Consider the following 21,799-nt stretch of genomic DNA (forward strand, 5'->3'; position numbering starts at 1 on the left):
TCCGCGCCCCCCGACCGGTACCGGACCCCGCCGTCGCGGCCCCGTTCACTCGATGCCGCTGGGCGTGGGCTGCGGGGTACCGCCGGCCAGTACCTCCTGGAGCCGTTCCGTGCCCTGCTCCACGGCCGTCGAGGTGCTGTCGTGCTTGGCGCCGTCGAGCCCGCCGTTGGTGACCGTGATCGCGTTCGCGCCGATCTGTACGGCGGCGACATCGAGGGTGAGCGTCACCGGGTCACCGCTGCTCGTGCCCTTGACCGTCACCGTCAGGCCCTGCCGGGCGTCACCGGTTTCGGGCAGCGCCAGCTCGATGACCTGGACGGTGCGCTCGCCGTCGTCGCCGCCGGTCAGGGTGAACTGGTCGCAGGTGTCCGGGAGCGACTTCAGCCACCGCATCGACTCGTCGAGGCCGGCCTTGTCGTAGGCGGCCACCTGGTAGAGCAGCCGGGAGTCGCCCTCCCGGAACCCGTTGAGCGCCGACGCCCCGGACGGACGGCCCAGCAGGTCCTCGTCGTAGAGGGCGTCGACGAGACGCCGGCACTCGGAGGCGTCGCTCGCCCCCTCGATGAAGGCGGCCACGTCGACATCGCCCACCAGCAGGGAGTCCCGCCACTCCCGCGGGTTGTCGACCTGGGTCCAGTTGTCCTCGAGGTCCGCCGAGGTGATCAGCGCGTTGCGCGCGCCCGTCTCGGTGAGGTCAGGACCCGGCGACGGGGAGGCGGACGTGGAGGTGGACGTGGGCGAGGTGGTCTGCGCGGCGATGCCCCGCTCGGCGACCGTGGAGGCTGTCTCCGAGCCGGACGGCGCACTGCTGTCCGCGCCGGAACAGGCCGCCGTGGCGAGCAGCGTCCCGGCGGCGAGGACGACGGCCAGGACACGGGCCGGACGGACGATCGGACGAGGGGTGGTCACGAGTGCCTCCTGAGAACGGGACGACCGCCCGGCACCGACCTGCACCGGGCGTTTCCTCCCCTGCCTCTCACCGCATCACCGCTGCGCCCGGGTGACCAGCGCAGCGGAGGCATACAGGTGACCGGCGGCCCGGACCCGGCACCGCGGCCACGCCACATCCCGGTCCCGGCCGTGACGGCTCCGGACGCGCTCCTCCGGGCGATCACCCGAAAGCGCTGGTACGTTCCGTTTGCAACGGCATGTCCCGGAAAGGAACGCAGCCACGTCCCCCACCGAAAACGGGCCGGCGCCCGACAACGCGGCGGCCAAGCGTCACCCGACCCTGTTCCGTGCCGCCCGGCGTCGCCAGAATCCGCGGCTGCGCCGGTCGGACATCACGGTGACGGACGAACGGGCGGTCAAGCGTGCGGTGAAGGCCGCCTCGCTCGGCAACGCCATGGAATGGTTCGACTTCGGCATCTACGCCTATCTCGCCGGCACCATCGGCCGCGTCTTCTTCCCCTCCGGGAACGAGACCGCGCAACTGCTGTCCTCCTTCGCCACGTTCGCCGTCGCCTTCCTCGTGCGCCCGCTCGGCGGCATGGTGTTCGGGCCGATGGGGGACAAGGTCGGCCGCAAGAAGGTGCTCGCGCTGACGATGATCCTCATGGCGGTCGGCACCGCCGCCATCGGGATGCTCCCGACCTACGCGGCCGTCGGCTTCTGGTCGCCGCTGCTGCTGATCTGCTTCCGGCTGCTCCAGGGCTTCTCCACCGGCGGCGAGTACGGAGGCGCCTCCACCTTCATCGCCGAGTACGCCCCCGACCGGCGCCGCGGCTACTTCGGCAGCTTCCTGGAACTGGGCACACTGGCCGGCTACACCGGCGCGGCGAGCCTGGTCACGGCGCTCACCGCCTGGCTCGGCTCCGACACCATGGACGCCTGGGGCTGGCGCATCCCGTTCCTGGTCGCCGGGCCGCTGGGCATCGTCGGCATCTACCTGCGGCTGAAGCTGGACGACACTCCGGCGTATCTGAAACTGGAGGGGGGCAACGTCCATGTCTCCGAGGCGGCGAACTCGGTGGAGACCACCGCACGCGGCGACCTCGCCAAGATCTTCCGGGAGCACTGGCGCATGCTGGTGCTGTGCATCGCGCTGGTCGGCGCGTACAACGTCACCGACTACATGCTGCTGTCGTACATGCCGACGTACCTCTCTGACGAGCTGCACTACACCGAGACCCACGGCCTGCTGATCCTGGTGGCCACCATGGTGGTGCTGATGCTGATCATCAATCAGGTGGGCCGGCTGAACGACCGGTACGGCCGCAAACCGCTGCTGATGACCGGCATGCTGGGCTTCCTTGTGCTGTCCGCACCGGCGTTCCTGCTCGTGCGGCAGGGCAGCCTGCTCGCCGTCTCGGCCGGCATGCTGATGCTCGGCCTGTCACTGGTCTGTCTGCTCGGCACCATGTCGGCGGCGCTCCCGGCCATGTTCCCGACGGCCGTGCGCTACGGCTCCCTGTCGGTCGGCTACAACCTGTCGGCGTCGCTGTTCGGCGGCACCACACCGCTGGTCATCACCGCCCTGATCGGCGCGACCGGCTCGGACATGATGCCCGCGTACTACGCGATGGCCGCGGCTCTGGTGGGCGTCATCGCGGTGGCCTGCATGAAGGAGACGGCGCAGCAGCCGCTCGAGGGTTCTCCCCCGTCGGTGCAGACCCGGGAGGAGGCGGCGGAGCTGGTGCGGTCGCAGGCGCCGACACCGAAGTTCTGACGGCGGGGACGGGAGCGCGGGGCCCGGCGGTCAGAGGCCTGCGAGCAGACCGTCGAGCGGGTCGGGTACGTCGCCGGGGCCGAGTGCCTCGACGAGGGACCCGGCCGTAGCGGATCCTGCGTCCCTTCTTCGTGCCGGGGAACCGCCGGAGCTGCCGCCGCGGGGCCCGGCCCTGCTGCGCGGGCTGGCGCAGGAAGGTCCGCAGGGCCCGGTCGTCGCCCTCGGCGCGGATGATCTCCCGCACCCGCGTCGTGCCCAGGGCCCGGATGAGCTCGTCCTCCGGATCCGCCGCGCAGACGAAGAAGCCCTGCCGCGGCGCCCCGGCCCGCTCAGGCCACGCGTGTAGCAGCCGTGCTCCGCCTCGTCACACAGTCCCGTGAGCCGCAGCCCCGGTCCGGCGGCTGCACCTTCCTGCCGAACCGCATGCTCGGCCCTACTTGCCTGCCCCGGAATAGCCGGGCCGCCGGCGCGGTTGAGCGGAGCAGCTGGCATGCCTGAGTCACAAGGAGCAGGCAGTGGCGGAAGGAGCACCTCATGGCACGCAGCACCGCGCGGCCCGTCGTCAGGCTGAAGTCGACAGCCGGCACCGGAGTCACCTACGTGACGCGCAAGAACCGGCTGAACGACCCCGACCGGCTCGTCCTGCGGAAGTACGACCCGGTCGCCGGTGAGCACGTCCTCTTCCGCGAAGAGCGATGACGTCCGCTTCCCCCGCGCCCGTACAGTCCCGCGGAAGGAGACCGTGATGAAGGTGCGCACGTCCTTGCGCTCGCTGAAGTCCAGGCCCGGCGCCCAGGTGGTGCGCCGGCGCGGAGCGACGTTCGTGATCAACAAGAAGGATCCGCGTTCCAAGGCCCGCCAGGGCTGACCGGCGGTCCCGCACGCCGCCGTCCCGCACGCCGCCGGGGCCCGGACCGCGCCCGCGGTTCCGGGCCCCGGCGGCGTGGTGCGCTGCCTCGGCGGCCCTCACCCGGGCAAGGATGGAGAACCCACGCCCCGGCCGGGGCGGGCGGACGTCCAGGAGGCGGAGATGGCGGTGGACCGGGTCGGCATGGTCGTACACGGCGGGCGTCCCGAGGCCGCGGAGGCCGCCCGCACGGTCCGGGCCTGGTGTGCGGAACACGCCGTCGCCTGCAAGGACATCGACGTGTGGAACGACGGCGGACGGCACGGCGCCCGGGAGGAAGTGGCGGCGGCCGGCGACCCCGACCTCGTCGTCACCCTCGGCGGGGACGGCACCTTCCTGCGCGGTGCCCGGCTGGCCGCCGCCATCGACGCGCTGGTGCTCGGAGTCGACCTCGGCCGGGTGGGCTTCCTGACCGAAGTGCCCATGACCATGGTGCGCACCGCCCTGGACGCCGTGCGCGAGGACCGGCTCGACGTGGAACGGCGCATGCTGCTGACCATGCGCGCCTCGCGCCGCCTGGAGGTGCCCCCGGACATCGGGGCGCTCATGAGTTACGGCCGAGGCCCGCTGCTGCCCCCGACCGGCGTCCGTACCGACTGCGAGACGGGAGGCGAGTGGGGCGTCCCGCTGGACGTGACCGCCCTCAACGACGTCGTGGTGGAGAAACTCGCCCGGGACCGGCAGATCTCGGTCGGCGTCTACATCGCCGGCCGGCTGCTGGCCTCGTACTCCGCCGACGCGCTGCTGGTGGCGACACCGACGGGCTCGACCGCCTACAGCTTCGCCGCCGGCGGCCCCGTGGTCTCGCCGGGCGCCGACGCCCTGGTGTTCACACCGGTGGCACCGCACATGACGTTCGACCGCTCGGTCGTCGCCGCCCCGGACGAGCCCGTCGTGCTGCGGGTGCTCGAACGCTCGGGTCGCGCCGCGGTCGGCATCGACGGCCAGCTGCGCGGCGTGATCGGCCCGGGGGACTGGATCGGGGTGTACGCCGCGCCGCGCAGACTGCGCGCCGCACGGCTCGGCCCGATGGACTTCTACGGCCGCCTCCGTGACCGGATGAACCTCACCGACGCGCCCGCCGCGGTGGCCGACGGCACGCCGGCACCGCTCTGGCCGGCCGGCAGCCCGCCGCCGGGAGACCTGGCGCACCTCGCCATGCCGCGCGGCCCGGCCGCGGCCGGATGACGTGGCGGGCGGGACGACCGTGTCAGCGGCGCCGGCGGCGCACGAGACGGCGGAACGCCTTCGGTCCGGCGGCCGGTGCGGGCAGTGCTCCCGCCACCGCGTCGGCCAGCAGGGAGCCGACGGTCTCGGCCGCGCACGCGCGATTGGCGCCGATACCGCCCGAGGGCCCGCGTTTGCTCCAGCCGACGACGTACGTCCCGGGCCTGCCGGGCACCCGCCCGCGCTCGTTCGGCACGGTCCCGGTGGCCTCGTCGAACGGCAGCCCCGCCTGAGGGACCCCGCGGTAGCCGGCCGCGCGCAGGGCCAGACCGGCCGGGATCTCCAGCTCCCCGGCACCGCCGGTGACGCGTACGGCGCGGGTGCCCTCGGTTCCGCACACCTCCAGCGGGGCGGAGAGGAAGCGGAACACGATGCGCCGCTGCCGCCCCTCGCCGTCCGGCGGCAGGGACCAGTCGACGGCCGCGCGCGCCACGTCCCGCAGCACCGCCGCCTTGTCCGCCGGCCCGGCGGCATCGATCGCCGGGCCGATGCGCGGATCGTGGTCGTCGACGAGGAGGTCCACGCCCGGAAGGTGTTTCAGGGCGAGCAGCTCGGACCGGGTGTACGCCGCCTCCCGCGGACCGCGGCGGCCCAGCACCACCACCTCGCGGACCTTGCTCCGGCGCAGCTCCGCCAGTGCGTGGCCGGCGATCCCGGTGTCTGCCAGCGTCTCCGGGTCCTTGGCGAGGATCCGGGCGACGTCGAGCGCCACATTGCCGTTGCCGACCACGACGACCCGCTCCGCCGAGAGGTCCACGGTGTCCCGGGCGGCCTCCGGATGCGCGTTGTACCAGGCGACGAAGGAGGTGGCGGAGACACACCCGGGCAGGTCCTCGCCGGGGATGCCGAGCCGCCGGTCCGTGGCGGCGCCGACCGCGTAGATCACCGCGTCGTGGTGGGCGGCGAGTTCCTCCGCCGTGATGTGGGATCCCACGTCGAGACCCAGGTGCATCCGTACCCGCGGATGGGTGTGGAAGCGGGCGAAGGTGTCGCCCACCTTCCTGGTGGACGGGTGATCGGGTGCCACGCCGTACCGGACGAGCCCGCCGGGTGCCGGAAGCCGGTCGAGGAGCGTCACCTCGGCCGGTGTGTGCAGCAGGAGGTCCCTGGCGGCGTACATGCCGGCCGGGCCGGTGCCGACGATCGCGACCCGCAGCGGCCCGAAGTCCGAGGGCAGCACCCGGTCGAAGACCGGCTCGCCCCACGGGTGGAAGTTCGGCCCCGGAGCCGCCGGCTCCGGAGTCGTCGGCTCCGGCGGTGAAGTCCCCGGTTCCTCCGGGTGCTTCGCGCCGCCGGGCTCGAAGTAGGCGGCGTTGATCCGCGCGTACTCCCGCTGCGCGGCCGGCAGCCGGTCGACCGGGAGGACGGCGTCCACCGGACAGGCGTCGGCGCAGGCACCGCAGTCGATACAGCTCTTCGGGTCGATGTGCAGCATCTCCGTGCTGCCGAAGGCCCGTTCCTCGGGCGTGGGGTGAATGCAGTTGACCGGGCAGACGGACACACAGGTGGCGTCGTTGCAGCAGGTCTGGGTGATCGCGAAGGCCATGGTCGTCCGCTCCGCTGAAGGCCGGGACAGGTGAGAGGGGCAGTCGGTCGTCAGACCAGGTGGGCGCGCCGGTAGAAGAAGAGCGCCGGCCGGGTGAGCAGCCCCACCGAGGACAGGAACTCCATCAGGCCCGAACAGCTCGCGCGCATCATCGACTTGTGGTGCTCGTTGGCCTTCGCCTCGCGCAGCGCGCGCTCCTCGTCCAGTCCGGCGTTCGCGTACACCTTGCGGTTCACCATGCTGGTGACGATGACGTAGGCCGCGACGGATATGAGCAGGGCGTGGACCCTGCGGCGCAGCCGCCCCGCACGGGCGAGATGCCGGCGTGTCTCGTCGCGGGCGAACTTCATGTGCCGCGACTCCTCCACGACATGGATGTTGTTGATGGTGCGGACGAACGGCACGACCCGCTCGTCGCGCATCCAGTCGCGCTGCATGACGTCCAGGACCTCCTCGGCGACCAGGATCGCCGCGTACGCCGCCTCACCGAAGGCAACGGTCTTGAAGAACCTGCCGAGTTCGAGCGCCACCCGGTGCGGACGGTAGGCCGGGGCCTGCAGCTTCTTCGCGCCGCGGGCGAACATGATGGAGTGCCGGCACTCGTCGGCGATCTCGGTGAGCGCCCACTGGACGGTGTCGTCCGTCGGATCCTTGGCGTAGATGTCCCGCAGCACCATCTGCTGGAGGATCATCTCGAACCAGATACCGGTACTGGCGACCGACGCCGCCTCCTGCCGCGTGAGCGCCTTGCGCTGCGCGTCGCTCAGCTCGTTCCAGTACGGCGTCCCGTACAGCGTGCTCCACTCCGGGCTGGCGCCGTGGAAGTTCGTGTCCAGGGGCGTGTCCCAGTCGACCTCGGTGAGCGGGTCGTAGGAGAGCTGCGCGGACGAGTCGAGCAGCCGCCGGGCCACGTCGTCGTCCGAGGAATGGGTCCGGGCCTCCGGCTGAGAGGTGCTGCTGGCCATGCTGAGGGCTCCTCCGGGTCGAAACCATGCGCTATTACCACGGGTAACGGCCGCCGCTTGCTGACGAACTGTATAGCAAGAAGGAGCGGCTTCCTACCCCTCGGTAGCAGAGGAGAGCAGGGCGGACCCGGACCCGGCCCGGCGGCGCTCGCCGACCCGCGCGCACGGCCGCACGCGAGGCGCCGGCAACGCGCCCGCGCGCCTCACCGACCGGTCACCCCGCGCCGACGCCCTGCCGGATCACGGGGCCGACTCCCGGGGCGCAGGCTCAGAGGCCGGTGACCTTGCTGCTCGCCGACACCTCGTAGACCAGGGTGACGGTGCGCCGGCCGCCCGGCCCCAGCGGGATGTTCCAGCGGACGATGCCGTCCGCGTCGACCGCGTCCGGCGCGGGTGAGCAGGCGTCCCGGTGCAGCCGTACGTCGACCGCCGACACCTCGGAGACCGGGATGCGCTCCCGGACCACGACCACCCGGTCGTCGGCCTCACCGGGGGCCGAGAACCTGGACAGGTGCAGCCGCACGGTGCGGGTGAGGACGGTCCGCTGGCTGATCCCGGTGATCTCACGGGTTTCCTCGGTCTGCCGCAGGACCCGGTGGTCGTCGCGGCTGCCGAAGGCGAGGTCGACGGGGGCGCCGGGGGCGGTGAAGTCCAGGGTGCCGCGCCCGCCGAATCCGCTGCCGCCGATGAGGTCGACGGGCCCGGCGAGCAGGGCGTGGCCGGACCGGTTGTCGAACCGCACCACCTGGCTGACCAGGGGCGACAGTTCGGGCGAGCAGGTGTACTCGCTCCGGGCCGGCGAGGTGAACGAGGACAGCGGAACACGGTGGGCACGGCCGTCCGCCGGCACGGTGACCGGGGCGGGGGAGTGGAGGACCCGCACCTCACCGCCGTCGTCCACGCCCGGCAGCCCGAGCACGGGGGCCGGGCCGATGTCCGCGATCTCCTCCTCGCGCAGGCCGACATGGACGGTACGGCGCTCCGCGGCCGAGCGGTCCGTCAGCGTCAGCCGGTCCTCACCGAGCCACGGCGGCTGCGCCGCGGACGCGGAGCGGGCGGTCGACAGGGTCAGCCGTACGTTCGACCAGTCCTCGCCGGTGCACTGCCAGACGATCGCGTCCGTCTCCAGGGTGAGGTCCCGCCCGTCGAGTACGGCCCGGTAGGCGGGCCGCCACAGCGCGCACGGGGTGAGGTGGCTCAGACGCAACTCGGCCCGCCCGTCGGCCGGGGCGTGGACGGTCAGCTCGATGTGCCCGGTCAGCTCCGCGGGTTGTGTGCCGTAGAGGTCCATCGCCCGGTGGGCCTCGGTGAGTTCGGCCGCGACGCGGGCCAGTGCGGCCTCCGCGGCGCGCAGCCGCTCACCGCAGGAGTCGCGTTCGCCGTCCACCCGGTCCAGCTCCCGGTTCCAGCGGTCCCGTTCCGGCTCTCCGGAACCGGCGCCCTCGGCGATGTCCCGGAGCAGGTCGGCGGCGATACGGCCGAGCAGTTCGACACGGGCACGCAGCCGGTCACGGCGCTGCTCCAGAACCGACCGCTCCTCCTCCAGCGCGGTCACGCGGCGGCGCAGCGCGGAATCGTCGTCGGCGGGCTCCGGCCCGCGTGGCGTCCAGGCGCGGACGAGCCGCACGTCGAGCACGGCCGCCGGGTGGCCGGCGGGGAGTTCGGCGTGGAGGGTGCGGTCGGCGGCCAGCGCGCTGACCGGTCCGAGGCGCAGTCGCTGGGTGCCGGCCTTCAGATCGAGCATCGCGGTCCGCTCCACGTGGGCGCGGTCCTCCGTGCAGGTGACGGCGGTGACGGGAATGGCGATCAGCGGGATCGGCTCCGATGACGTAGACATGGCTGTGTCAGCTCCTGCGGTTGCCGCCGGTGAGGGCCTTGCCGGCCGGGATCCGGATCTCGTAGCCGCCGTCGCGGACGGCGGTGCCGCCGGCGGGCAGTTCCACCCGCCACAGCCGTGTGCCCGGCGCGTGCCGCTCCGGGTCCTGGCCGCTCCCGGGCTCCGTCCAGTCGGCCCGTTCCTCGATCCGTACGTCCGCGTCGGACGTCACGGGCACGCGCTCGCGAATCTCGACGGAGACGGGAACGGGGAGCCGGTTGGCCAGCTCCACGTGGACGCGGTGGTCGAGCACGGTGACGTTGTTGCGCAGTCCCGAGGTCGACTCGTGCAGATTCGTACGGCGGGTGACCCCGATGGCCTCGGCCGGTCCGAGGCCCACCCGGCACACACCGCCCGGGGCGAGTGTGGCCAGGGAAGCGGTCAGCAGGTACTCCCCGTCCACGCTCACCTCCACCGGGCCGGCCAGCAGGGCCTGTTCGGTGGCGTTGGAGAGCAGCAGCGTCGCGTACACCGTCTGTTCCACGGACGGCACACAGATGTACTCGGTGCGCAGGCCGACCGGGATCTCGCCGACGGTGACGGTGTGCCAAGTGCCGTCCGAGGGTATGTCGGCCGGTGCGGCGGCGTCGAAGCGGTGGTCGAAGGAGCCCGCGGACTCGCGGGGCCGCACGGCGTGCCCGGGCAGCGGCAGCGCGGCCACCGTCTCGGCCCGGCGGCGGTACTCGGCGGTCACCGGATCGAACCCGGAGCCGGGGAACAGCCGGCCCCGGCGGCCCTCCGGTTCCTCCGGACCGCCCAGGACGAGCGCGGTGTAGTCGAGCTCGGCACCCTCCGGCCGCGGCGGCCCGTCCGGCGGCGGTGCCGCCGCGGGAGCCGCCGGAGCCGCGGGAGCCGCCGGAGCCCCGGGAGGTGCCGGGGCCCCCGGTGGCGCCGGAGCCCCGGGTGGTGCCGGAACCCCGGGGCCCGCGTGGGCCAGGGCGGCGGGGGCCGCGGCGGGCCCGGCTCCGGTGCGGGGCATGCCGCGTGTCCGGGGCGCGGACTGCGGCGCCGGCTGCGGCGCGGGGGCACCGCTGCCGTAGGCCGCCCGGGAGAAGGCACCCTCCGCACCCCCGGGAACGGGCGGCGCTCCATGACCCGCGGACGGCGGGGGCGGCGGAACGGGAGCGGACGCGGCCCCGACGAGCGAGGGCACGGCATGCGTGTCGGGCCGCGGGCCCGCCGTGTCGTACCCGGCGAAGAGACCGCTCAGCCCCTCCGGGTGCGCGCGCCAGCCGGACGGCGCGGGGGCGGGCTGACTGCGTCCGATGCGGACCGACCGGAGCCGGGGCAGATCCGTGCGGCGGCGCAGGTCGGCGGTGGCCAGGGCGATCCTGACCCCGTTCCAGTCCTCGCCCGTGCGCTGGGCCACCGATGCCCGCAGCAACAGCCGTCCGCCCTCATGACCCTGACGGTGTGCCAGACGGTACGTCGGCACCCAGACCGCGCCGGGCACCCCGTACTCCACCTCCACCTCCACCTCACCCGTGCCGTCCAGTGTCAGGACCGCACCGAACGAGGTGGCCACGTGTGCCTCCGGCGCGTCGGTGGAGGCACGGGCGAGCCTGTCCACCGCGACGGTGAGCTCGTGCTCGACCCGGCGCAGTTCCTCCTCCGACTCGCGGAGTCCGCTGTGCAGGCGGGTCAGGCGATCGTCGACGAAATCGGAGAGTTCCAGCCACGCGTCGACCGGTGTACGGCGGTGCGGATCGTCCCGTCTGCGGGACGGAGGCACCGGACGCAGCGCACTGATCTCCTCGACCAGCGTCCGCTGCCGGTCCCGGCGCCCCTGCGCGGCCGCGCAGTCCTCGCGCAGCCGCTCCACCTCTCGCCGCAACGCGTCAGCACGGTCGGTGTTCTGAGGCTCGGCCTCGACCTCCACCCGGGCCTCGGTGACCCGCACCGCCGAGGCGCCGACGACGCGTGCCCGCAGCGAGTCCGGGTCCAGCGAGCGGGGCAGTCCCGCCACCCGTACCTGTCCGCCCGCCGGTACCGTGCCCCGGGCCAGACGGCGGCAGAGCGCGCCCTGCGCGTACACCACCACCGAATCGAGTGCCGACGTCCACATCGGGACCGTCCCAGCCGCCATGTGCTCCCCCACCCAGCCGTGTCCGTGCCGAGGGCAGCCTACGCCGTGGGGCGCCGGCCCGGCTCACCAGATCAGGCACCAATAGGCACCGTGGTGTCCGATGCCGATCCGGTCGCTGTGCGCCAGCAGGCGGGGGTCCGGCCGGCCCACGGCCGCCAGCGAGCAAACGGGGTCACCGACCGTCCTGTCGGAGGCCATGCGGCGGGCGGCGGCCGTGGCGGCCTTCGAGGTGTACCACGTGGTGGCGCCCGGTTCCCGGTCGCCGGGCGTCGGGGCCGGGGTGGTGTGCCGCTGATGGGGTGACGAAGGCGCGGTCGCCGGAGTGTGCGGCGCGGGCGCGGACGTCTTGGCGGGCGGCGGCGGTACGGCGTGCGAGGGGACCGGTCGTGCCGTCGGTGCCCGTGTCGCCGGGGGCCGCGCGGGAGTTGCCGGGGGCTCGGACGTCCCGGACCGTGCCGGGGGCTCGGGTACCGCCGACGGGCCCGGGGGTTCGGGGCGTGCCGACGTGCCTGCGGGCTTGGGCGTCCCGGAGCGTGCCGGGGACTCGGGCTTCCCGGGCCGGGGCGAGGGCTCGGACCTTGTGGACCGGGTCGACGGCTCGGGCTTCGTGGGCCGTGCCGGGGGCTCGGGTCTCGGGGAGAGGGCGGGTGGCTCGGGCTTCTCGGGCCGGGCAGCCGCCGGCGCCGAGGTCGCGGGCGTCCGCGGGACGTGCCCGGCCGACGCGCCGGTCGCGGTCGGACGCGGCTCCGGCTCCCGGCCGCCGGGTGCCGTCCCGGCCGTCGGCCTGTCGCCCGGCGGTACCGGCTGAGCCGTCGGCCTCCGGAGCGGTGGCGCCGGCTCGGCCGTCGGGTCGGTCGTCGGCCGGAGCCCCGGCGGCGCCGGTCGCGTCGTGGGTGCCTGCCCCGGTGGTTCCGGCCGGGGCGGCCGCAGGCCCGGCGTGTCCGTCCGGCGAGGACGGGAGGTCGGCTCGGGCAGCAGCGTCGCCGGCGGCCGCTCCGTGCTCGACGGCTCCGTTGCGAAGGTCCACGACGGCAGGGGGTTGAGTGTCGGAAGCGACAGGTCGGCCGAGGCGGAGGGGGTGGGACTGGGCGTACCGTCGTCCTGCACAACCAACAGCCACACCCCGAAGCCGCCGAGGGCGAGCACGACGGCACCGCCTGCGACCCATGGGGCCCGCCGGGGTGGGCGTCGGTGACGGTTCATGGTCTCACTGTCCTACGCGACCCGCCGGGGCGCCTGTCGCGTCCCGTCCGGAAGCCGTGCTTCCCGCCCCCTCCTGCCGACCGTCCGGGTGACGGACACGGCTGCGGCAGCCGGTCCGGGGACGTCTCGCTCCCGGACCGGCGGCACCGGGCACCGCGGCACCGCCCCGCCCCGCCGCTTATCGGTCAGTTGTTGAAGTCCCTGTTGAAGTCCTCGGCGCACGCGTCGCGTTCGCTCTTCGTGTCGGCCTGCCGGACGCAGTCGTCGAAGTCCTTGAACTCGTCCGAATTGAGGATCGACGCACCGATCGCGATGATGACCACGGAGGCGACGAGGCCCAGCGCGCCGAGCACCGCGCCGATGACCGACATCACGCCGTGCGGGGCTCGGCCGCCCCGTGCCCTGCGTGCGCCGATGATGCCGAGGACGAGCGCCAGGAGACCGAGCACCACACCGCCGATCACGGTCCAGAAGAGGACGAGCGCCAGGACGCCGAGAACCAGCGCGGCGACGGCCAGTCCGTTGCCCCGTTTCGGGCCCGTGTCCGGACCCGTGGGCACCGAGTCGCTCCGGGTCGGCCGGTGTTCCGGGAAGGACATGTCATCATCCTCATCTCTGTTCGACGGGAGGCGAGTTGCCGTACGGGCCGATTGCCCCGATACGGGCGGTGAATGCCTCCGTGCCCCTCCGGCCGAGTACGTCGAGGAGACGGAAGGCCTCGAGTACGCGGGGGAGCGGTTGGCGCTCCTGGACAACGACGGCCGTACCGTCGCCACGCTCGAGGAATGGCACGCCGGGCACCGCGGGTTCCGGGAGCGCGAGGGCACCCCGGTCGACGACGGAACTCCGGTCGTGTGTCTGGCCTTCCGCGTCGGGGCCACGGCGGCCGCCGGACCGGCGGCATCGTCTCGTACAGCTCACGGAAGAACGCGAGGTCGGTCGCTGCCCGCGGTGTGCGCGTCGAGCAGCGCCACGATGCCGCCGTCGCTCCAGCCCCGAGCAGATGCGCGGGCTGCCCGACGACCGTCTCCACGAAGGCCGGGGTGTCGTCGGCCATGTCGTCGTAGGAGAGAGGCCCCTCGACGTCGGGCGTGTGGCCCGCACAGTCGCCGCCGGGCTCCCGGCACCGCAACGCGGATCGGGCCGCCGGCCCGCGGCGGCCCGATCCCCGTCGCGCGCGGGTCAGCGAGCCTGCCCGGATACGGGCGGGGCGGGCGCGGCGGCACCGCGGCGCAGCAGACCCTGGAGGCTCAGGGAGCCCGGTCCGAAGAAGACCAGGAGGAGGAATCCCCAGCAGAACAGGGCCGGGGCGAGGCCGCCGTTCTGCAGCGGGAAGAGACCGTCCTTCTGGTGTTCGGTGAAGTAGGCGAACGCCATGGCTCCCGAGCTGAGGAAGGCGGCACCTCGGGTCGCGACCCCGAGGAGGACCAGAACACCGCACACCAGCTCGATCACACCGGCGTACCAGAACGGCCAGTCACCCGCGGGGGTGGCCTGCCTGTCCAGTACGCCGAACAGGGTGGCGGCGCCCTCGCTGGCGAACAACAGGCCGAGGACGATACGGAACAGACCCAGAACGAGAGGTTGCTGGCCGGCGAGCCGGTCGCTCAGGCGGTCGGTGCTCATCGCTGGGTACTCCTTGGGCGGTCGGTGCGAGGCGGTCGGTGCGACGCGAAGGGACCGCGCGGACGCGCGGCCGTCGGTCCTCCAGTACGCGCGCGGTGCTCCAACGGTTCAGCCGGCCGTACGCCCCGCCTCGCACAGGGTCGCGCAATGGATCAAAATGGGACGAAAGACGCGGCCAACCTCACGGGGAGCACGGTGATGCGGGACAACGCCGAGAACGAAGAGGACCCCGTCGAGACGGACGACGAGTACGCCGGGGCCGAGCCGTACGACGAGGAGCCGGAGCCCTACGACGAGGAGGAGTACGCGGACACGGTCCCTCCCGGCGGGCGTGCGGCGACCGACGAGAGTCCCGACGTCTTCCTCGACGTGCCCCTCCTGAAGGTCGACGAGATCGACCTGGACGTCGAGGACCTGCGGGCACATGTGTCGCTCCAGGCCGAGGTGCTGGATCTGCTCAGGCTGAACGTGGGCGCCGATGTCACGCTCGGCCGGGTGCACCTGGGGATCTCGGGCGTGGAGGCGCAGGCCCGGCTCACCGTGCGTCTCGACAATGTCGCGCTGATCATCAACCGGGTGCTCACCACCCTCGACCGCAACCCGGAGCTGCTCCAGGAACTGGCGCGGGGCGTGGGGTCCGCCGTGCGGGACGTCGGCGGCGGTGCCCGCCAGGCGGTGGGTGAGCTGGGCACGGGCGCCGGAGCGGCCGTCCGCGACGTGGGCCGGGGTGCAGGGACCGCGGTGGAGGACGTGGGCCGGGGTGCAGGGACCGCGGTGGAGGACGTGGGCCGGGGTGCAGGGACCGCGGTGGAGGACGTGGGCCGGGGCGCCGGGACCGCCGTGCGGGACGTCGGCCGCGGAGCGGGTGGGGCCGTGCAGGACGTGGGCGGGACCGTGCGGGACGTCGGCGGTGGCGCCGGGCGCGTGGTGGCGGACGTCGGCGATGAGGCGGGCCGGGCCGTCGGAGACGCCGGCCAGGAGGTGGGCCGCGCCACCGGAGGCGTGGCCCCCGCGGCGGGCGGGGTGACCGAAGCGGCAGGGCGGACGGCAGGCAAGGGCGCCGACGCCGTCGCGGACGCCGCCCCGCCCGCCGAGGACGCCACGGCGGGCGCGACCGGGCCGGCCGGACGCACCGCGTCGCGCGTGACCGCGGCCCCGGATCGCGAGGGGACCGCCCGCGGTCAGGCCGGCGCCCGCCCGCGCCGCGTACGCGGTGAGGACGGAAAGCTGCCCCCGCGCACCACCGGTCGCCGCCGCACCGGCGGGGAGCGGCAGGAACCGCCCTGAACAGGAGCGGCGGGACCACGGGGCCCGGCGTGGGACATCGCGTTCGGGTCGACGGTCCGCTCCGAACGGCTCCGCTTCACCGAGCAGCCCAGGACGGCCGTCGCCTTCCCCGGCGCCGGGAAGCGTGAGTCGACGAGCCACAGCGACCGCACCAACCTGCCCGACAAGGTCTCCCCCGGCCGGGAGTACCGCGACGTCACCGTGTCCTACCGCCTCGCGAGCCGGCTCACCGGGGAGCCGGAAGACGGACCGGGCGGCGCCACGCGGTGACTCCGAGGCCGGCAGCGGTGTGCGCGTACGACCTGACCGGCGAGCCCCGGTCCGGTTAGGGTGGATGTACGACCCCGGGCCGACGCCCTCCCACCCGGTCCCCATCAGCCTCGCCACTCCCTCAGCGCCGCGGCCCGGGCCGTCTTCACAGGGAGAGAGCATGAGCACTCAGTTCGAGGTCGTCGTCGACATCGACCGGCCCATCGAGTACGTTTTCGCCTACCTCGCCGACGGGCGCCACGACCCGGAGTTCAGCCCGCGTGTGCTGGAGATCGAGAAGAGCCCCGAGGGCGAGACCCACGTGGGCACGGTCTTCCACAGCACGGTCAAGGACGCCGGCATGCGGTCCCGGCGGGACTTCGAGATCAGCGAACTGTCCGTGCCCCACCGCATCCGCTGGCACGAGGTGTCGCGCAACTCCGTCACCGCCGACGAGGGCGGCTACGACCTCGAGCCCACCGCCGACGGCGGCACCCGGGTACGGCTCTTCAACGTCCTCGAAGGGCACGGCCTGGGCAAGGTACTGCTTCCCCTCGCGGGCAGCGCGGCACGCAAGGACGCCCCCGCCTTCGGCCGGCGCATCAAGGCCGCCGTAGAGGCCTCGGCCTGACCGACCGCTCCGCCTCCCACAGCGCGATCGCGACCCCGCGACGCCTTCCCGCCGGGCGCGCCGCGCCGGCCTGCTGGCGTGCCGGCAGCCGGCCGCCCCCGACGACCGATCCGCCGGGTCCGGAACAGGTCAACTCCGGGCCCTCCTGGCGGAGTTACGCGTAGGCATGGTGATCCGAGCGGCCCGCGCCTTCCCCCGCCGGCCGCCCCGGATGTGGTGGTGCGGGCTGTACTTCCGAACGGCGGGCCTGCCCCATCGTGCGGCGCGGGGCTTCTTCCTACGTTGGGGGCACACCGGAACAGCCGTGTGCCCCCGACCTGCGAGGAGCCGGACGACCATGGCATCTGCGAACGCGCCCCGACCCCGACGCCCGATCGGCTACCGCGTCGTGACCACGACGCTGGTCACCGCGCTCACCGGCCTGGGACTGATGACCCCGGCGGCCGGAGCGGCCGAGCCGGCCGCGGACTCGTTGCGGCAGCAGGCGGACGCGATCCAGCGGACGGGCACCGTGGGCGTGCTCGCCCGGTCGACCGGCCCGCAGGGGGTCCGGCACGCCACCGCCGGGGTCTCCGACAAGCGGACGGGACGCGCCGTACACCCCGACGACACGTTCCGCATCGCCAGCGCCACCAAGACCTTCGTCGCCACGGTCGTGCTGCAACTCGCCGGTGAGGGACGCCTGTCACTGGACGACACGGTCGAGGACCTGCTACCGGGAGTGGTGTCCGGCAACGGCAACGACGGAAGCAGGATCACCGTCCGGCAGTTGCTGAACCACACCAGCGGCCTGTTCAACTACACCGCCGACTTCCCCGTACTCGCCGACGCCTCGGCCTTCCGGGCGGGACGCTTCGACACCTGGACGGACTCCCGGCTCGTCGCCATCGCGATGCGGCACGCACCGAGCTTCGAACCCGGCACCGGGTGGGAGTACTCCAACACCAACTACACCCTCGCCGGAATGATCATCGAGAGGACGACGGGACGCAGTTGGCAGCGTGAGGTGACACGCCGCATCATCCGGCCCCTGGGCCTGCGCGACACCTACGCGCCCGTCACCCACCCCGGTGTACCGGGCCGGCACATGAAGGGCTACTCGGCATTCGGCGGCAGCCGGCCGATCGACGTCACCCTGTTCAATCCCAGCGGCGCCGGTGCGGCCGGCGGCATGATCAGCACCGGCGCCGACCTGACCGGGTTCTACTCGGCGCTGATGAGGGGCAGGCTGCTGGAGCCCGCCGGACTGGCCGAGATGAAGACGACCGTACGGGCCGCGGAACTGGACGACGTCTGGCCCGGAGCCCGCTACGGGCTCGGCCTGATGCAGGCCGACCTCACCTGCGGCGGAAGCTATTACAGCCACGCCGGGGACATCCCCGGCTACATGACCCGCAACGGCTTCGGCGGGGACGGCCGCCACATCGTCGTCGTCGAGGCGACCGGCGACGGCTCCGCCCCCGAACTCGACACCATGCGGGCCACCAACGACCTTATCGACCGCCAACTCTGCGCCTCCACAAGCGAGTAGCGCATCCGGGTGCGGCGCCGTGGTCGGGCCGGCATCCCGGCCCGACCGCGTCCAGCGATCGCCTACTCGGCCCGGGCGACGGCGGTGACCGGCGAGGTGCGCGAGGCACGGAGGGCCGGCAGCGTCCCCGCACCCGCGGTCAGCACGACCAGGCCGGTGAAGACCACCGCGAGCTGCCCCGCGGGAACACTGAACGGGGCGCTCACCTCGGCGATGCGAACCACCAGCCACGCGTAGGGGAGACCCAGCGCCAGACCCAGGATTCCGCCGAGCACGCCGTAGAGCGCGCATTCCAGCGTGATCATGCGGTGCACGGCCGCTCCGCCGAGTCCGAGAGCCCGCAACAGGCCGAACTCACGCGTGCGTTCGACCACGGTGAGGCCCGCCGTGGTCGCGACCCCGGCGACCGCCACGACAACGGTCAGACCCAGCAGCATGATCACTGTCGTGGCCATCGTCCGCAGATCGTCCGACCCACCTTCCGCCCCGCCCAGCCCCTCGGCGACGACTTGACCGCCGCCGGCGGCCCGGCCGTCCACCGCGTCGGTGATGGCCCGCTCGGCGCGTGCCCGTCCCCCGGGGCCGGACGCCGCGGCATCGGCGACCACCACCGTGGGAGCGGCGTCCACCCCCATGCGGGTCAGATCCCCGGCGGTCATGAGGAACCCCGCGCCATGGGGACCGGCTCCCGGCAGCGTCGCGGCGACGGTGAAGTCGGCCGGGCGCCCCTCGAACCGCAGGGTCACACGGTCGCCCGCCCGCACCCCGAGCGCGTGGGCGTGCTCGGCGTCGACGACGACCCGGGAAGGACCGAGGCGGTCGAGGGACCCCGTACGAGCGGTCAGTTCCGTACCGGAGCCTACGGCGCCCGGATCGAGATCGGAGACCGTGACGGTGCGAGGGCCCTCGGTGAGCTCCGCCGTCCGGAAGGCGGTCACGTCCGTCAGTTCGGGTCGTGACTTCAGACCCGAGACCAGCGACGCGGCCAGCGGCCCGCCCTCGCCGTCGGTCAGCGAGAAGTCGGCCGGAGCCGCGACCGCCCGCCGGTAACGGTCGTGGGCCTCCAAGGAGGCGAGACAGGTCAGGGTGGCGCCGACCAGACAGACGCCGAGGGCCACGACGACCGAGACGGAGGCCGCCCTGCCCGGCGCGCCCCCCACCCCCGCGACGGCGAGACGGCCGACCGCGCCGAGGCGGCGCAGCGGCACGGCGACGGCCGACAGGACCGGCCGGACGGCATAGGGACCCAGCGCGATCAGGGACAGGAACGCCAGCCCGCCCGAGAGCACCACCCCGGCCAGCGCGGCGAACCGGTCGTAGTCGCCGTCCCCCGGCTCCGGCAGACCGCCGTACTGCTCATGGGCGAGGAACACCGCCCCCGCCGCGCACAGCAGACCCAGCAGGATCCGTCCGGCGGTCCCCGCCGGCCGGCTCTCGCCCGACGCGGCGATCCGCAGGGCGTGCAGCGGAGAGACCCGCGCGGCGGTCAGCGACGGCGCCAGAACCGCCAGGACCGCCAGCAGGCCGGTCCCGAGAACGGTGAGCACGGCCGGTCCCCAGGGGAAGTGCGGGGAAGCGGACAACTGGTGCCCGAACCGCCCGGCGACCGGAGCGGCGAGCCGTCCGCAGCCCCAGGCGGCCGACACCCCGGCCGCACCGGCGAGCAGACCGACCGCGGCCCCTTCGACGACGAGCGCCGCGGCCAGCCGGCGCGAGGACGCCCCGATGGCGCGCAGCAGCGCCAGCTGGCGTACGCGCCGGGCGAAGACGATACGGAAGGTGGAGGTGGCCACGAGAACGGCCGCGCCCACGGCGACGCCGAGGAAGACGGAGACCAGGTCCAGCATGTCACCCGCCTCGGCCACCGCCGCGCGGGCCTCCTCCTCGCGCACCTCGTCCGCCGGCCGCACCTCCGCTCCGGGCACGGCCTGCCGGATCCGCGTCGCCAGGTCCGGGAGCCCGGCCCCGGAGCCGGTGCGGACGTCGACCCGGGGACTGCCCGGCAGGCCCAGGAAACGGGCCAGGTGCGGACCGCGGGCGTAGCCCGTCGGCTGCCCCGCGTCGGTCGCCGTGCTGTGCACGATGCCGCTGACCTCGACCGTGACGGGCCGGGTGCGGTCGGGGTCGCGCGGGTCGGGCCGCAGCAGCGTCAGTGACGATCCGGGTTCGAGACCGTAGTCCCTCGCCGCCTCCTCGTCGACGGCGAGCCGGCCCGGAGCGTCTGGGTAGGAACCCTCGACCAGCCGGACCGTCGCCAGCGGACCCGTACCCGGGTCCGCGGTCAGACGCAGATAGCGTTCGACGGCACTGCCGCCCAGCGGGGCGCCCTCGTCGAACCGGGCGACGGCCTCGGCGACGGACGGCAGTTCCCTGATCGCACGGAGCCCGGCGTCGGTGATGCCGTTCTCGGCGGTCGAGGTCACCACCAGCGACGTGGCCTCGGGCGTGCCGCGGAACCGCTCGACGACGGTCGCGGCGAGGATCTGCTGGGCCGTGACGGCTCCGAACACGGCGAACGCCGCGATCCACAGCGAGAGCCCGGTCGCCAGGGACCGGCCGGGCCGGCGGAGCAACTCGGCCACCTGGGAACCCAGGACGGTGGCGCGCCACGAGGTACTCACCCGGGCCTCCCGGCCGGGAGCGGGCCGAGGGCGGTGGCCCCGCGTCCGGCGGCCGCGCCGTGCCGGTCCTCTACGACGGAGCCGTCCGCGAGGGTGAGCACGCGGTCCGCGTACCGTGCGGCGGCCGGATCGTGGGTGACCATGACGACCGACTGGCCGAGGTCGTCGACGGACCGCCGCAGGAACGACAGCACTTCGGCGCCCGAGCGGGAGTCCAGGTTGCCGGTGGGTTCGTCGGCGAACACCACGGCCGGCCGGGCCACCAGCGCCCGCGCCACGGCCACCCGCTGCTGCTGTCCGCCGGACAGTTCGGCCGGCCGGTGCGACAGCCGACGGGCGAGCCCGAGGACGCCGACGAGATGGTCGACCAGATCCCGGTCGGGGCGCCCGCCTGCCATGGTGACCGGCAGCACGATGTTCTCGAGGGCGGTCAGCTGGGGCAGCAGGTTGAACGACTGGAAGACGAACCCGATGCGCTGCCGGCGCAGACGGGTGAGCGCCCGGTCGGACAGACCGGTGATCTCCGCCCCGTCCAGGACGATGCTGCCGGAGGTGACGGTGTCCAGCCCGGCCATGCAGTGCATCAGCGTCGACTTGCCCGACCCCGACGGGCCGACGACGGCGGTGAACCGGGCGCGCGGGATGCCGACCGACACCCCGTCCAGGGCACGGACTTCGGCGGTGCCCCGGCCGTAGGTCTTGACGACGGCGGCGGTGGTGATGACGTCGTCCGGTGTGTGCTCGCGCGCGGCGGGCGCGGTGGTGTGCGCGGTCATGGGTGACACCCCTCGCGTTCCGGCGGTCAGGAGCCGAAGGGCGGCATGGACACGGTGACACCGGCCTGTGCGCAGTGCTGCTGCGCCTTGCCCTGGAGGTTCCGCACGTCCTTGGCGGACGGCGCCTCGGGGGACTTCTGGGCCGTCAGGACCGCCCAGGCCTCGTACTGGGCGACGTTGAAGCCGAGGTACCCGTCCTTCATCGCCGTGCGGCGCTCGGTGGCGGTCTCCCGCGCCCACCGCTCGGCGTCCGCCGGCGGGCCCGAGGCGATCTCGCGCGCCTCGGTGGTGATGCGCTGAGCCAGCCTGCAGTCCGCGGCGGACGCCTGGCTGGGCCGGTCCCGTTCGCTCCACCAGTAGCCCGCCCCGACGGCCAGGGCCACGGCGACCGCGGCCGTCACCGCGCCGATGACGATCCGCTTGCGGCTGCCGCTCTTCCGTGCGGGAACGGTGTCCATCATGTCCTCCTGGAGATCCTCCGCCGCCGGTCGGCGACACTGAGAATCCTGGAGTCCCGGGCCGTCCCGCACATCGGCCACCGATCTGAATCCGCGCACCGCGGATCTGCCCTCGCCGGCCGGGGCGTCCCTGCACCCGTGG

The 21,799-nt window shown here is 73.9% G+C and carries 18 protein-coding genes and 1 pseudogene; 7 read left to right on the forward strand and 12 right to left on the reverse strand.

What is annotated here, in order from left to right; translation table 11 throughout:
• Nucleotides 1–45: 45 nt before the first annotated feature.
• Nucleotides 46–909, reverse strand: coding sequence for a hypothetical protein (locus tag ACZ434_RS20360; protein ID WP_468457714.1), 864 nt, complete (start codon nt 907–909; stop codon nt 46–48).
• Nucleotides 910–1,138: 229 nt separating this feature from the next.
• On the opposite strand from ACZ434_RS20360, the gene ACZ434_RS20365 reads away from it, so the two are divergent.
• A complete protein-coding gene (locus tag ACZ434_RS20365) occupies nt 1,139–2,668 on the forward strand; it encodes an MFS transporter (RefSeq protein WP_468457716.1) in 1,530 nt (509 codons plus the stop codon).
• A gap of 30 nt (nt 2,669–2,698) precedes the next feature.
• Here ACZ434_RS20365 and ACZ434_RS20370 read toward each other — a convergent pair.
• Nucleotides 2,699–3,064 (reverse strand): annotated as a pseudogene (locus tag ACZ434_RS20370) (ATP-dependent endonuclease); the annotation flags it as partial.
• Between the two features lie 138 nt (nt 3,065–3,202).
• Here ACZ434_RS20370 and rpmG point away from each other — a divergent pair.
• From rpmG to ACZ434_RS20385, 3 genes are all read left to right on the forward strand, one after another.
• Nucleotides 3,203–3,367, forward strand: coding sequence for a 50S ribosomal protein L33 (gene rpmG, locus ACZ434_RS20375; protein WP_351308460.1), 165 nt, complete (start codon nt 3,203–3,205; stop codon nt 3,365–3,367).
• A gap of 46 nt (nt 3,368–3,413) precedes the next feature.
• Nucleotides 3,414–3,536, forward strand: coding sequence for a type B 50S ribosomal protein L36 (ykgO, locus tag ACZ434_RS20380; RefSeq protein ID WP_468457719.1), 123 nt, complete (start codon nt 3,414–3,416; stop codon nt 3,534–3,536).
• A gap of 162 nt (nt 3,537–3,698) precedes the next feature.
• Nucleotides 3,699–4,763 carry an NAD(+)/NADH kinase gene (locus ACZ434_RS20385; RefSeq protein WP_468457721.1) on the forward strand — a complete coding sequence of 355 codons (1,065 nt, stop codon included), beginning with the start codon at nt 3,699–3,701 and terminating at the stop codon, nt 4,761–4,763.
• Between the two features lie 22 nt (nt 4,764–4,785).
• On the opposite strand, the gene ACZ434_RS20390 is transcribed toward ACZ434_RS20385, so the two are convergent.
• The 7 genes from ACZ434_RS20390 to ACZ434_RS20420 form a co-directional block, all read right to left on the reverse strand.
• Nucleotides 4,786–6,348 carry an FAD-dependent oxidoreductase gene (locus tag ACZ434_RS20390; protein WP_468457723.1) on the reverse strand — a complete coding sequence of 521 codons (1,563 nt, stop codon included), beginning with the start codon at nt 6,346–6,348 and terminating at the stop codon, nt 4,786–4,788.
• A gap of 50 nt (nt 6,349–6,398) precedes the next feature.
• Nucleotides 6,399–7,313: an AurF N-oxygenase family protein gene (locus ACZ434_RS20395; RefSeq protein WP_468457725.1), complete on the reverse strand. Its 915-nt coding sequence runs from the start codon at nt 7,311–7,313 to the stop codon at nt 6,399–6,401.
• A gap of 268 nt (nt 7,314–7,581) precedes the next feature.
• Nucleotides 7,582–9,150, reverse strand: coding sequence for a mucoidy inhibitor MuiA family protein (locus tag ACZ434_RS20400; protein WP_468457727.1), 1,569 nt, complete (start codon nt 9,148–9,150; stop codon nt 7,582–7,584).
• Between the two features lie 7 nt (nt 9,151–9,157).
• Nucleotides 9,158–11,275 (reverse strand): DUF4139 domain-containing protein, encoded by a 2,118-nt coding sequence (locus ACZ434_RS20405; RefSeq protein WP_468457729.1) that lies wholly within the window; start codon nt 11,273–11,275, stop codon nt 9,158–9,160.
• Between the two features lie 63 nt (nt 11,276–11,338).
• Nucleotides 11,339–11,473, reverse strand: coding sequence for a hypothetical protein (locus ACZ434_RS20410; RefSeq protein WP_468457731.1), 135 nt, complete (start codon nt 11,471–11,473; stop codon nt 11,339–11,341).
• Nucleotides 11,474–12,663: 1,190 nt separating this feature from the next.
• The gene (locus ACZ434_RS20415) at nt 12,664–13,077 is read right to left on the reverse strand and encodes a DUF4190 domain-containing protein (protein ID WP_468457733.1); all 414 of its coding nucleotides are present in this window, start codon (nt 13,075–13,077) and stop codon (nt 12,664–12,666) included.
• 583 nt (nt 13,078–13,660) lie between these two features.
• Entirely contained in the window at nt 13,661–14,104 is a 444-nt protein-coding gene (locus tag ACZ434_RS20420; protein ID WP_468457735.1) for a DoxX family protein, read from the reverse strand.
• Between the two features lie 198 nt (nt 14,105–14,302).
• On the opposite strand from ACZ434_RS20420, the gene ACZ434_RS20425 reads away from it, so the two are divergent.
• The 3 genes from ACZ434_RS20425 to ACZ434_RS20435 all read left to right on the forward strand — a co-directional run bounded on the left by ACZ434_RS20425 (nt 14,303) and on the right by ACZ434_RS20435 (nt 17,802).
• Nucleotides 14,303–15,391, forward strand: a complete 1,089-nt coding sequence (locus tag ACZ434_RS20425) for a hypothetical protein (protein ID WP_468457737.1) — start codon at nt 14,303–14,305, stop codon at nt 15,389–15,391.
• Nucleotides 15,392–15,821: 430 nt separating this feature from the next.
• The gene (locus ACZ434_RS20430) at nt 15,822–16,271 is read left to right on the forward strand and encodes an SRPBCC family protein (RefSeq protein ID WP_468457739.1); all 450 of its coding nucleotides are present in this window, start codon (nt 15,822–15,824) and stop codon (nt 16,269–16,271) included.
• 337 nt (nt 16,272–16,608) lie between these two features.
• Complete coding sequence (locus ACZ434_RS20435) at nt 16,609–17,802, forward strand: serine hydrolase domain-containing protein (RefSeq protein ID WP_468457741.1); 1,194 nt, start codon at nt 16,609–16,611, stop codon at nt 17,800–17,802.
• Nucleotides 17,803–17,864: 62 nt separating this feature from the next.
• Here the strand turns inward: ACZ434_RS20435 and ACZ434_RS20440 are convergent, their stop codons facing one another.
• The 3 genes from ACZ434_RS20440 to ACZ434_RS20450 are packed head-to-tail and all read right to left on the reverse strand — an operon-like array spanning nt 17,865 to nt 21,660.
• Complete coding sequence (locus tag ACZ434_RS20440) at nt 17,865–20,423, reverse strand: ABC transporter permease (protein ID WP_468457744.1); 2,559 nt, start codon at nt 20,421–20,423, stop codon at nt 17,865–17,867.
• Nucleotides 20,420–21,199: an ABC transporter ATP-binding protein gene (locus tag ACZ434_RS20445; protein ID WP_468457746.1), complete on the reverse strand. Its 780-nt coding sequence runs from the start codon at nt 21,197–21,199 to the stop codon at nt 20,420–20,422. The genes ACZ434_RS20440 and ACZ434_RS20445 overlap by 4 nt, the downstream gene beginning before the upstream one ends.
• A 26-nt stretch (nt 21,200–21,225) precedes the next feature.
• Nucleotides 21,226–21,660 (reverse strand): hypothetical protein, encoded by a 435-nt coding sequence (locus ACZ434_RS20450; protein ID WP_468457748.1) that lies wholly within the window; start codon nt 21,658–21,660, stop codon nt 21,226–21,228.
• Nucleotides 21,661–21,799 lie beyond the last annotated feature (139 nt).

It is taken from the genome of Streptomyces sp. NPDC030893 (genome assembly GCF_055571535.1).

Bases quoted from the DNA above. Each gene is read 5' to 3' on its own strand.
- rpmG (WP_351308460.1), top strand. From the start codon at position 3,203: ATGGCACGCAGCACCGCGCGGCCCGTCGTCAGGCTGAAGTCGACAGCC.
- ykgO (WP_468457719.1), top strand. From the start codon at position 3,414: ATGAAGGTGCGCACGTCCTTGCGCTCGCTGAAGTCCAGGCCCGGCGCC.
- ACZ434_RS20385 (WP_468457721.1), top strand. From the start codon at position 3,699: ATGGCGGTGGACCGGGTCGGCATGGTCGTACACGGCGGGCGTCCCGAG.
- ACZ434_RS20390 (WP_468457723.1), bottom strand. From the start codon at position 6,348: ATGGCCTTCGCGATCACCCAGACCTGCTGCAACGACGCCACCTGTGTG.
- ACZ434_RS20395 (WP_468457725.1), bottom strand. From the start codon at position 7,313: ATGGCCAGCAGCACCTCTCAGCCGGAGGCCCGGACCCATTCCTCGGAC.
- ACZ434_RS20400 (WP_468457727.1), bottom strand. From the start codon at position 9,150: ATGTCTACGTCATCGGAGCCGATCCCGCTGATCGCCATTCCCGTCACC.
- ACZ434_RS20405 (WP_468457729.1), bottom strand. From the start codon at position 11,275: ATGGCGGCTGGGACGGTCCCGATGTGGACGTCGGCACTCGATTCGGTG.
- ACZ434_RS20410 (WP_468457731.1), bottom strand. From the start codon at position 11,473: ATGGCCTCCGACAGGACGGTCGGTGACCCCGTTTGCTCGCTGGCGGCC.
- ACZ434_RS20415 (WP_468457733.1), bottom strand. From the start codon at position 13,077: ATGTCCTTCCCGGAACACCGGCCGACCCGGAGCGACTCGGTGCCCACG.
- ACZ434_RS20420 (WP_468457735.1), bottom strand. From the start codon at position 14,104: ATGAGCACCGACCGCCTGAGCGACCGGCTCGCCGGCCAGCAACCTCTC.
- ACZ434_RS20425 (WP_468457737.1), top strand. From the start codon at position 14,303: ATGCGGGACAACGCCGAGAACGAAGAGGACCCCGTCGAGACGGACGAC.
- ACZ434_RS20430 (WP_468457739.1), top strand. From the start codon at position 15,822: ATGAGCACTCAGTTCGAGGTCGTCGTCGACATCGACCGGCCCATCGAG.
- ACZ434_RS20435 (WP_468457741.1), top strand. From the start codon at position 16,609: ATGGCATCTGCGAACGCGCCCCGACCCCGACGCCCGATCGGCTACCGC.
- ACZ434_RS20445 (WP_468457746.1), bottom strand. From the start codon at position 21,199: ATGACCGCGCACACCACCGCGCCCGCCGCGCGCGAGCACACACCGGAC.
- ACZ434_RS20450 (WP_468457748.1), bottom strand. From the start codon at position 21,660: ATGATGGACACCGTTCCCGCACGGAAGAGCGGCAGCCGCAAGCGGATC.